This window comes from Bradyrhizobium sp. P5_C11_2 (assembly GCF_054049755.1).
In genome coordinates this window covers 1-9,311 of the sequence record NZ_JBFULT010000293.1, presented here as the reverse complement: position 1 = coordinate 9,311, position 9,311 = coordinate 1, and the positions used below count along the sequence as shown (strand labels likewise).

At 64.7% G+C, this 9,311-nt stretch carries 12 protein-coding genes and 2 pseudogenes; 8 read left to right on the top strand and 6 right to left on the bottom strand.

The genetic code is table 11. The features are described from left to right. From ACXJL8_RS24545 to ACXJL8_RS24535, 3 genes are all read left to right on the top strand, one after another. Nucleotides 1-247, top strand: a 247-nt coding sequence (locus tag ACXJL8_RS24545; protein ID WP_456685741.1) for an integrase core domain-containing protein, incomplete at its 5' end; no start/stop codon positions are given. A 135-nt stretch (nt 248-382) separates the two neighbouring features. Beyond that, the gene (locus ACXJL8_RS24540; RefSeq protein ID WP_456685740.1) at nt 383-1,030 is read left to right on the top strand and encodes an SDR family NAD(P)-dependent oxidoreductase; all 648 of its coding nucleotides are present in this window, start codon (nt 383-385) and stop codon (nt 1,028-1,030) included. 52 nt (nt 1,031-1,082) lie between these two features. Beyond that, nucleotides 1,083-1,316, top strand: a complete 234-nt coding sequence (locus ACXJL8_RS24535; RefSeq protein WP_456685739.1) for a hypothetical protein — start codon at nt 1,083-1,085, stop codon at nt 1,314-1,316. Between the two features lie 88 nt (nt 1,317-1,404). On the opposite strand, the gene ACXJL8_RS24530 is transcribed toward ACXJL8_RS24535, so the two are convergent. Next, on the bottom strand, nt 1,405-1,815 hold the full coding sequence (locus ACXJL8_RS24530) for a hypothetical protein (protein ID WP_456685738.1): 411 nt from the start codon (nt 1,813-1,815) through the stop codon (nt 1,405-1,407). Between the two features lie 178 nt (nt 1,816-1,993). Next, a pseudogene (locus tag ACXJL8_RS24525) lies at nt 1,994-4,114 on the bottom strand (PAS domain-containing protein). A 266-nt stretch (nt 4,115-4,380) separates the two neighbouring features. Between ACXJL8_RS24525 and ACXJL8_RS24520 the strand changes: the two are divergent. Then, nucleotides 4,381-4,719 (top strand): hypothetical protein, encoded by a 339-nt coding sequence (locus ACXJL8_RS24520; protein WP_456685737.1) that lies wholly within the window; start codon nt 4,381-4,383, stop codon nt 4,717-4,719. A gap of 25 nt (nt 4,720-4,744) precedes the next feature. On the opposite strand, the pseudogene ACXJL8_RS24515 reads toward ACXJL8_RS24520, so the two are convergent. Continuing rightward, nucleotides 4,745-5,032: pseudogene (locus ACXJL8_RS24515) on the bottom strand (hypothetical protein); the annotation flags it as partial. 34 nt (nt 5,033-5,066) lie between these two features. Here ACXJL8_RS24515 and ACXJL8_RS24510 point away from each other — a divergent pair. After that, entirely contained in the window at nt 5,067-5,405 is a 339-nt protein-coding gene (locus ACXJL8_RS24510) for a BrnT family toxin (protein ID WP_456685736.1), read from the top strand. Continuing rightward, the gene (locus ACXJL8_RS24505) at nt 5,380-5,745 is read left to right on the top strand and encodes a BrnA antitoxin family protein (protein ID WP_456685735.1); all 366 of its coding nucleotides are present in this window, start codon (nt 5,380-5,382) and stop codon (nt 5,743-5,745) included. The genes ACXJL8_RS24510 and ACXJL8_RS24505 overlap by 26 nt, the downstream gene beginning before the upstream one ends. A 22-nt stretch (nt 5,746-5,767) precedes the next feature. Here the strand turns inward: ACXJL8_RS24505 and ACXJL8_RS24500 are convergent, their stop codons facing one another. Beyond that, the gene (locus ACXJL8_RS24500) at nt 5,768-5,962 is read right to left on the bottom strand and encodes a hypothetical protein (RefSeq protein ID WP_456685734.1); all 195 of its coding nucleotides are present in this window, start codon (nt 5,960-5,962) and stop codon (nt 5,768-5,770) included. Nucleotides 5,963-6,042: 80 nt separating this feature from the next. On the opposite strand from ACXJL8_RS24500, the gene ACXJL8_RS24495 reads away from it, so the two are divergent. Together ACXJL8_RS24495 and ACXJL8_RS24490 are read left to right on the top strand one after the other, a co-directional pair. Then, entirely contained in the window at nt 6,043-6,423 is a 381-nt protein-coding gene (locus ACXJL8_RS24495; protein WP_456685733.1) for an energy transducer TonB family protein, read from the top strand. Between the two features lie 1,224 nt (nt 6,424-7,647). Further along, entirely contained in the window at nt 7,648-7,866 is a 219-nt protein-coding gene (locus ACXJL8_RS24490; protein ID WP_456685732.1) for a hypothetical protein, read from the top strand. A gap of 283 nt (nt 7,867-8,149) precedes the next feature. Here the strand turns inward: ACXJL8_RS24490 and ACXJL8_RS24485 are convergent, their stop codons facing one another. Further along, nucleotides 8,150-8,518 (bottom strand): hypothetical protein, encoded by a 369-nt coding sequence (locus ACXJL8_RS24485; protein WP_456685731.1) that lies wholly within the window; start codon nt 8,516-8,518, stop codon nt 8,150-8,152. Nucleotides 8,519-8,801: 283 nt separating this feature from the next. Beyond that, nucleotides 8,802-9,311 (bottom strand): IS6 family transposase (locus ACXJL8_RS24480; RefSeq protein WP_456685730.1); only part of this gene is annotated, 510 nt, incomplete at its 5' end.

Below are 9,311 nucleotides of genomic sequence, written 5' to 3'. Positions count from 1 at the left end.
GACCAATGGCCAGGTCGAGCGCATGAACCGGACCCTCAAGGACGCGACCGTCAAGCGCTACCACTACGACAGCCACGACCAACTGCGGGAACACCTCGCCGCTTTCCTGGATGCCTACAACTTCGCCCGGCGGCTCAAGACCCTACGCGGCCTCACGCCATACGAAGCGACCTGCCGAGCCTGGGCAGACGACCCAGGCCGGTTCAGATACGACCCAACCCATCTCACCTCGGGACTGAACAGCTAGGGTCGGCGGCGCGTCCGAGCAAATTACCCTACTTGACCATCAATGCGCTGCAGAACCTAATTGGACAGGATGCACACGGATCGTGAGATCTGCGCAGTTCGACGCGAGCAATTGGTCTGGTGGTAGGACACCCTCATGCATCAGGGCAAAGCGGCCGCTGTGATCGGGATCGGGCCGGGGCTCGGACTCGCGATTGCCCGCCGCTTCGCCCGCGAGGGTTTCTCCGTGGTTGGGCTGGCCCGCACGCCCGACAGACTGCCCATTGAGGCCGGGATCGAGGTTCGCAAAGCCGATGCTGCCGACACCGCCGGCATCGACGCTGCCTTGCGTTCTATCGAGGCTGAGCGCGGGCCAGTCGAGGTCCTGGTCTATAACGCTTACAGCGTCAGCGTTGGTCTTCCAGGCACACTCAACCCAGAGGACCTCGCAGCCGATTTGCGGGTGAATGTGGTCGGCGCCTATGCGGCAGCTCGGACGATGCACGGCTTCATGGCGCCCCGCGGGCGCGGCAGCATCATCCTGACCGGCGGCGGTCTCGCCATCGACCCCCGGCCTTGGCCGAGTGCGTTCTCCTTTTCTGCCGGGAAGGCCGCCCTGCGCAACCTGGCGTACTCGCTCTCGGAGGTGTTCAAGGCCGATGGCGTAGCCTTAGCCACCGTGACGGTCGCCGGCAGGATCCAGGAGGGTACACCGTTCGCACCCGATCTGATCGCCGACGCCCTCTGGCGCATGTACATCGAGGCGGAGAACGCCGGGCCTGAGGTGATGTTTACAGGAGGCTGACCGGCACCACGTTCGTTAGGGTGGTTGTTCGGAGCCCCGGTCATAGGTGGTGATGGCCCAGAAGATGCCAAGCTTCGATGAGCGTCTGGCCCACGAGTTTGTCCAGGGCCTGATGCAGTCAGCGATCGACCGAGGGCTCGATCCGGCCGCTCGCCTTCAACAGTTTCGCACGCTGCAACAGGCGGCGATCGTGATGTCGCGAGACCCTGCCGTAGCCCAAGCTGCCGAGCATCTCGTCCGTGCGATCGACCTGACCCTACAAGAGCTGGCTGCCGTTCAATCGTAGGCCGAGGCAGCTCACCGGCGCGGATGCCCACGGCTCGGACCGTATGGGCTGGAAGGGTTGGAAATCCGATCGTCAACGCGCGCTCGGCTCAGCTGCCGAACTTGATGGTGAAGCGTGCCCGGTTACCACTCAGCGGAATAACGCCGAGCAGTTCGCCTTGGCCATTCGGCAGCCGGCCGGAGACGATATGTGTCCACTCGCCCTTCGACTGGTTGAAGTCGGCGGGCAGGCCGGAGACCATCAGCGACGGCTGCTCGACCACCAACCGCATGACCGTGCCGTCCGCTCCCTTCGTTTCCTTGAACACCGCGTCACGGTACGTGACCAAGCCGCAACGCAGGGTGAGAGGTGGCAGCGTATCCCTCGCGTTGAGGTAGCGGCCTTCCAGGCGGATCGTGTTGTCATCCTGCTGGCTCATCAGCGCTCCCATGTTGGGCACATGCGCCGGCCGGGTCTGGCCGCGCTCAACCGTCAACGCGCTGCGCAGCCTTTCCGCCAAACCAAGCTGCCGGCGGTCTGCATCCGCGATCGGTCGCGTCCGCCCCCTAACTCTGCGCCGACCAGATGTGCTGCGAATGTCGACTATTCGATCGTTTATCTGACGTCAGGGTCGTTCGTCGGACGCAGGCTCACGGAACCAGATCAAAGCGAACCTTCGTGGTCTGCGCATTGTGGGATCAGCTGACGCCGCGATGACCCGCTGGCCCGTGCAGACTACGCTGCGATCATCGATCGGATGCGAGCGGCCATCGTTTCGATCGCAAACGGCTTCGTCAGCACCGCCATGCCGGGCGCGAGATACCCGTTACCGACCACTGCGTTCTCGGCGTAGCCGGTGATGGACAGGACCTTCAGGCCCGGCCGCGTGGTGCGGCCGGCATCAGCCATCTGTCGCCCGTTCATCCCGCCCGGTAGGCCCACATCGGTGACCAGCAGGTCGATCCGCACGTCCGATTGCAGCAGCTTGAGGCCGGTGGCACTGTCGCCCGCCTCTAGGGCGGTATAGCCGAGATCGGCCAAGATGTCGGTCACCAGCATGCGCACGGTGGGCTCGTCGTCGACAATCAGCACGGTCTCGCCCTGGTCGGAGCGAGACAGCGCTACCTCGTGCGCTGGGCCGTCGTCGTCCTCGACCTCACCATAGTGACGCGGAAGGTAGATGCACCCGGTCGTACCCTTGCCGACCTCGGAGTAGATACGCACCTGCCCGCCCGACTGCTGAGCAAAGCCGTAGATCATGCTCAAGCCGAGCCCCGTACCTTGACCCATGGGCTTGGTGGTGAAGAACGGCTCGAACACCCGGGCGATGACGTCCGGTGGCATGCCAGTGCCGGTGTCCGTCACGCAGAGCGAGAGGTACTGCTCCTCCGGTAGGTCGTGCTGACGCGCGGCTCGGTCGTCCATCCACCTGTTGGCGGTCTCGATGGTAATGCGCCCACCATCCGGCATGGCGTCGCGGGCGTTGATACACAGGTTGAGGAGCGCCTTCTCGAGTTGGGGCGGGTCGACGAGAGCGGGCCATATCCCCGACGCGCCAACAACCTCGATCGGGATGGCTAGGCCGACCGTGCGCTGGATCAGCTCCTGCATGTTCGTGACCAGCCGGTTCACGTTGGTGGGCTTCGGGTCCAGGGTCTGACGCCGCGAGAAGGCGAGCAGGCGGTGGGTCAGGGCAGCCGCGCGCTTCGAGGCTCCCTGGGCCGCCGCCATGTAGCGCTCGACATCGTTGAACCGGCCCTGCTGCATCCGAGTCTGCATCAGCTCCAGTGAGCCGGAGATGCCGACGAGCAGGTTGTTGAAGTCGTGCGCGAGGCCGCCCGTCAATTGGCCGACCGCCTCCATCTTCTGAGCTTGGCGCAGAGCATCCTCGGACTGGGCTAACGCCTCCGCGGTTACCCGCTCGGCCGTGATGTCACGGCCGACGGCATGGATGAACCGGTCCTCCGGCACCGCGATCCAGGACAGCCAGCGATAGCTCCCGTCCCGGTGACGGTACCGGTTCACGAACCTCGGCGTCGTGTGACCTGCGCCAGCCGACCCGCTTCCCTGGTGGTCGCATCAACGTCATCGGGATGGACGAACTCGAGGAATGAACGCCCTTTCAACTCAGCGGGCGTCCATTCGAACAGGTGCGTCCAGGCGGGGTTGACCGCTTCAATGACCCCGTTGAAGCCGGCCACCAGCATGACGTCTGTCGACAACCGCCACATGCGGTCCCGTTCGGCCGTGCGCTCGGCGACCTGGGCCTCCAAGGTCGCGTTGAGTTCGCGCAGCTCCGTCTCGCTGCGCCGCAGACGGTCATCGGCCTCTTTGCACGCGGTGATGTCGATGGCTGTGCCAAGCGCCCGCACGCACCGACCAGTCTCGTCGAACATGCCCCGGCCCTTGGCCGCGACCCAGCGCACAACACCGTCCTCCTTGCCGATCGTGCGGTATTCCACGTCGTAGGTGGTGCGCCGCATCGGATCGAGGGCGGAGGCGAAGGCGGCGGCGGTCGCGTCGTGGTCGTCGGGATGCAGACCAGCGTAGAAGTCCGCCATATCGCCAGGGACGTTCGGAGAGATGCCGAACATCGCCTTGGTGCGATCCGACCAAGTCAGCAGACCCGTGAGGAGGTCGAGGTCCCAGGTCCCGATTTCGGCCACCTCGACGGCGAGCTGATGCGACTGCTCACTGAATTCGAGCCGTTCCTCGTTGACGCGCCGCTCAGCCGTCAGAGCGGCGTTCTCGCCCTCCAGGGTCGCCAACCGCTCGCGCTCAACCGTGACGTCGAGTTTGCGCCAAGTAGGTCGACGCAGCGGGAGCGAGCTGGGGCTGCGCGACGGATCTGAGGCCGAGCCGTCCCGCGGCTCGGACAGGCAGAGCGCCGGCCAGCAAACGGCAGACCGCCACGCGCCGGACGTGTCTCGCCTGAAAGGGTCCTGCAGCTCCGAGCCCCGGTTCGCCTAGCGGCACGACATGATGCGCGCTGCGCGACCTGTATAAGTTTCGGTGTTGCCGCTCGGTCATCGCTCCCACCCCGGTGAACAGTTCAATCCTGCGGCAGTCAGGGAAGGACCGCTTTATGGACCGCCGTGCCGTCACCATTCTGCTGGCCACGATTGCTCTCTCAGCCTGCCAATCCAGTGCACCGGCTGTCCAGCAGGCTGTGCTATCGTCACAGGACATCGGCCGCCTCCGAGCTGATCGCGACGCTGGAAGCATCTCCTACTCTGAATGGGCGCAACGCACCGGTGCAGTCGCACGAGCACGGATGCAGCTAAGCCCGGTCGAGGAGGAGGCTATTCAGCACCGTCTGGAACTCGCCCACCGCGTCGATGCAGGCTTGCTGACGCCGGAGCAGTTCGAGGCTGAGAGCGCCCTTACTCTGCAGCGGACGAAGGCTGGCAAGACAAGCAGCTGAGCGACCCGACCTACGATCTGCGCCGCTAAGCGTAGGGCCTACCAAACAGGTCACCCCGCGCCTTCCTGCGGAACAGTGTGCGCAACCGCCTGCGCCGATGCTCGGGCCGGTCATGGATCATGTGGCAGCGTTGGCAGAAGGCCGCGAGGTTCGCGTCCGCGTTGTTGGCCGTGTTGTGGTCCCTGTGAGCCGCAGCCAGCACCACGTGCGTCCTCCGCACGATCCGGAGCAGGTCGGCAGCGCCGGCCTTGATCCGGATCCGCCTGCCTCGCCCGTTACACCAGGAGCCCGCATCGGCATGCCGTGATCTGCCGTGAGGCTGACATGAATGGCGCTCGATTTGCGCAGTGGCGCAAATTGCCCTTGCACCGTCGATTTACCGCCACTACGATAATCCCATGGCGGCGACGTGGGACGAACCGAAGCGGCTCGCGAACCTAGCCAAGCATGGGCTGGATTTCGCCGACTTCGATTCCTGCTTCCACGGCGAAACCGCCCTAATTCTTCCGAACCGCCCCAGCCGTACCGGCCGACGCCGTTACCTACTGATCGGCGAGTGGAATGGTGAGCGGGTGGTTGCCGTGATCGCGTCGCCTCTCGGCATAGAAGCGCTGTCCCTGGTCAGCCTTCGCTATGCCGACCCTGAGGAAAGGGAGAGCTATGCACGACACTGCGCCGAAGCATGAGGATCCCGGCCCAGGCTACACGCAAGAAGACTGGGACGAGGTATCCGACAACCTGAAGGTCACGGCCGAAGAAATGGCCGCGATGCGCCCTGCCCGTGAGGTGCCGGAGGTCTATGATCTGCTGCCGAAGCGGGGGCGGCCGAAGCTGCCGAACGCCAAGGTCAACCTCACTCTGCGGGTAGATCCGCAGGTGCTGGAAGGCTACCGCGCCACGGGCGACGGCTGGCAGGTCCGCATGCATGAGGATCTGCAGGCTGGGCTAGACCGGCGGATGATGGAAGTCCTGAACCGCGCCAACCCCGTGGTCCCGCTCTCGCGTCCCGGCAAGCAGACCGCATGAGCCGCTTGCATCGCCCCGGCGGCTATCCTGCCGGGGCAGGCTTGCGATCGGCTTCCTCAGCCGCGACCGCCTCCACCGGGGCGATGACGTTCTCCAGTTCGGAGACCTGTCGGAGCGCGCTCCCGGCCGGCAAGCGGTCATGCTCGGCCATCGCCAGGATGAGCGTGCGCTGGTGCGCCTTGAGGCGGTCGAGAAGGGCGTTGAGCTTGTCGGGCATGGGCGGGCTTTAGCGGCGAGGGTAGGACTCGACAACCTAATCGTCTCGACACCTGCTTTGGCGAGCGCCATTGTCGGTTGATGGCGACTCGACACATACGAGCTTGCGGAGCCGTACTCGGCCTCCTGCTATTCGCTAGCCCGAGCACCTCCCGAGATGACGTTTCACCCGCGGTGCGAGACTGGCTGTCAGCATTCATTACGAAGATCGACGAGGCGGACGGTGGCCGCCGTCAATCCATCGCCAGCAAGACAGGTGGTACTGTGGTGGTGCGTGTCGAGGTCGCCGCGGATGGGGTGGTAAAACGAGCCGAGATCGAACGAAGCTCGGGCTCGCGCGCTCTTGATCAGCGAGCACTCGATGTCGTGCGAGCTGTCAGCCCGCTTACCTCTCCGCCGGCCGAACTGCTTGCCGGAGCGGATGTCACCAACCTTAGCTTTCCACTTCAGCTTAGGCGTTGAGGGGCCACGACAACCGCCGTCCCTCGCCTTCAGTCCGTGTGGTGTGACGCCCGTTCTCTTGCCGTAGCCGCTACCGTACAGCTGCCGCGTCCAGCCGTAGGCTGCCCGCCCGCGACCGGGCCTAACGTCGGCTTGCCATCCCTCCGGCATTCAAGCCTGCGGATCCACCACGTAGGCCATCCATGTCCTCGCCCAGCCCAGCCCAGGACAGGGCGGTTCAAGTCGAGAGGCCGGATAGCTCATGAAAAAACCCGCCGACCTGAGGCGACGGGTTATTGCAGGGTCCACACTCTTCAATCCGGCCGGCAATTGACCGCTCGAAGGGCCACTACCCCTGCCGGTCGTGGTTGGGTGGACCGTCCTGGTCCGCATCGGCAATGCGCGATGTTCGGGGGCTGGTGCCGTGATGTCTCATGGCGAACCTCCTCTCCGGTGTCGCCGCCGCATACGATGCGCGCCGAGACCTTCAGGCTAGGAGTGTCCGCCCGGGATAGCAAGGGCCGGACTGTTTGGCCTACTCGCAGACGGGCACGCGGCGGATGTGCTCGACACCGTAGCGATCAGAGCCGATCCGCCTTTGGAGGTGGTGGAGGTGCATCCGCATCATCGTCGTCCGGCGACAGAGGATCGCCACGATGCAGCGGCCATCCAACATCATTGTCGTCATCGTCATCTGGCGCCGGCCGGAGGCGATCCTTTGGCGGTGAGGGCCGGTCGAGATCGCCGCTTGGCGGCGGGGGACGCTGCTCTTCGAGGGGCTGTGCCGAGGCCCCAACTGCAGCAAGGGCCGAGAGGACGGCGCCAGCGAGAAGTACGCGCATGTGGCCGTTCCTCATCCCCGGTGCCCCTCGTGACGCCAGAGCGCGACCGCGCCGCGCCGAGCCTTATAGGTCTACCGAAGGGTCGTTTCGAGACCGCCCTGGCCTTCCGGGGAGAATGCGTAGATCAGCACCCCATCCGGCCCTTAGTTCCGATGCATCTCGGCTCGCCAAAGGCTGTCGGCGGCTGCCACGGCGCACTCCGTGAGGGCGAGGCGGGCAGGGTCCGGTGAGGATGAGAGCTGAGCGTTCATCTCAGCCAACGTGCCGAACATGCGGAAGGTCCGTCTCGACACCCGCCCCGCCGCTCGCCATCTTGAGTGTATGCCCGACCAGCGTGGCCGAACCTACGATCCGACGAAAAGCCCGCCCCGCGCAGCCAGCGTAACCGTGCTATCTCGCAAGAATGAGCGACGCCGATACTTTCCGTGAATTGTGGGCCCTGCTGGACGCCGATCCAGCCGTATCCCAGATGCAGACACCGGAAGAATGGAAGGCCGCGGTAAGTGCAGCGATCGATGCGTTGATCGACGAACCAGAAGTGATCATCCCCATGCCGGATGACATCGGCGACCTTGGGCAACCGAGCCCCAGGCAGACCAAGGTTCCGAAGCTGCCAGGTTAAAGCGTGATATCCACCTTGCCTCGACACCCGCCCCGACGTTCGCCAGTATGAGCGCGGCGCCTCCCTTGTCAGACACCGCGCACGCCCGCGCCACGCAACATCCCGAAGAAATACCTCGTGGGACCGATCAATCGCCGCCGCCGACGCCTGGACCCCATTCGCACCCAACCTCGACCCGGCCGAACAATGCGCCCACCTCCGCAGCCTGCGCGCCGACGAGCGCTTATCGACTGCCCACACGAGGCGTAGGTGGAGAGCCGCAGGCGGGTCGCTAGCTGTCGGGTTAGATACCCACGCTTGCCGCGCCCGCTTCAGCCGCCTGCTTTACGGTGGCTCCGTCCCGCAGCGCCATGGCTATCGCGGTCGACGTGGCGTCGACGGCAAGTGCCCGATCCTCTCCGTAATCGTAGGGGCTGTTCTCACCGGAACTCAGCCTCGCATGGTAGTTGTCCGGAAAATTCCTATCCATCCGCATCTTCAGCATGTTAGCAGCGGCATGATAGTCGTCTTCGAAGTTTCTGGTCTTTGTAGCGGTTTCGTCCACGTAAGCCCCGGTCTCTTTCTCCTTAGCCATAGCGGTGCTTCTTCGCTCATATTCGCTTCCAAGAAAAAACTGCAAAATCCTGGAGATCAGCCAGCTGATAATGTTCATCGGGGTATCCTGATCGGGCAGCGGCGGCCGCGCCCTGTCGTAGAAAACAACGCATCCCGACGGACTTCGGACCCCAAGGCGTTGCCTCGACCCGGCCGAGCAGCGCGCCGCCTCCGCGTGATCCGCTGGAACGCAGAAGTCCGGCGCGGGGACGGCAGCATCCAACGCAGACCAGCAGGCTCAGTTGCGGCAGACCGTTGGCCGGGCCACCGGCATGGGAGCCGGGATGGGCTTGTCGCAAACCGTGGGGTAGGTAGCAGGAGAGGCTGGTTCGACCGCGGCTTCAGATTTCCTTAACCTTTTGAAGTCCGAAGCAGACCTCGAGCAGCCGGTTCTGCTCCCGGACGGTCCAGGGGCCGGCAAAGCCGAAGCCTTTGCGCAGCCACAGCATGGCCTCGAAGCCGCAGATCGTGCGCCGGGCCGTGTTGAACGAGCGGAAGCCGCCGACCCGAGGCATCRCTCGCTTGACCCGGAAGTGGTCGCTCTCGATCCCTTGCTGCAGGTGCTTGGTGACGTAGTGCACCGGCACTCTTGGCAGCAGGCCCTCCTTACGGCTCTCGGTGATGGCCGGCGGGTAAGGACCAGCACCATCCGTGCCGATCCGGTCCGGGGCGAGAAGCGGCTGATCCTGGAGCATCTTGCGGAAGAAGCGCTTGGCGGCGTCGAGATCCCGGTTGGCGGTGAGCAGGAAATCCACCGACGTGCCGTGCTTGTCGATGGCGCGGTAGAGGTAGCGCCACTCACCCCGCACCTTGATGTAGGTCTCGTCGATCCGGATAGAGCCGCAATGAGG

Bases quoted from the DNA above. Each gene is read 5' to 3' on its own strand.
- ACXJL8_RS24520 (WP_456685737.1), top strand. From the start codon at position 4,381: ATGGACCGCCGTGCCGTCACCATTCTGCTGGCCACGATTGCTCTCTCA.
- ACXJL8_RS24540 (WP_456685740.1), top strand. From the start codon at position 383: ATGCATCAGGGCAAAGCGGCCGCTGTGATCGGGATCGGGCCGGGGCTC.
- ACXJL8_RS24490 (WP_456685732.1), top strand. From the start codon at position 7,648: ATGAGCGACGCCGATACTTTCCGTGAATTGTGGGCCCTGCTGGACGCC.
- ACXJL8_RS24485 (WP_456685731.1), bottom strand. From the start codon at position 8,518: ATGAACATTATCAGCTGGCTGATCTCCAGGATTTTGCAGTTTTTTCTT.
- ACXJL8_RS24500 (WP_456685734.1), bottom strand. From the start codon at position 5,962: ATGCCCGACAAGCTCAACGCCCTTCTCGACCGCCTCAAGGCGCACCAG.
- ACXJL8_RS24495 (WP_456685733.1), top strand. From the start codon at position 6,043: ATGGCGACTCGACACATACGAGCTTGCGGAGCCGTACTCGGCCTCCTG.
- ACXJL8_RS24535 (WP_456685739.1), top strand. From the start codon at position 1,083: ATGGCCCAGAAGATGCCAAGCTTCGATGAGCGTCTGGCCCACGAGTTT.
- ACXJL8_RS24505 (WP_456685735.1), top strand. From the start codon at position 5,380: ATGCACGACACTGCGCCGAAGCATGAGGATCCCGGCCCAGGCTACACG.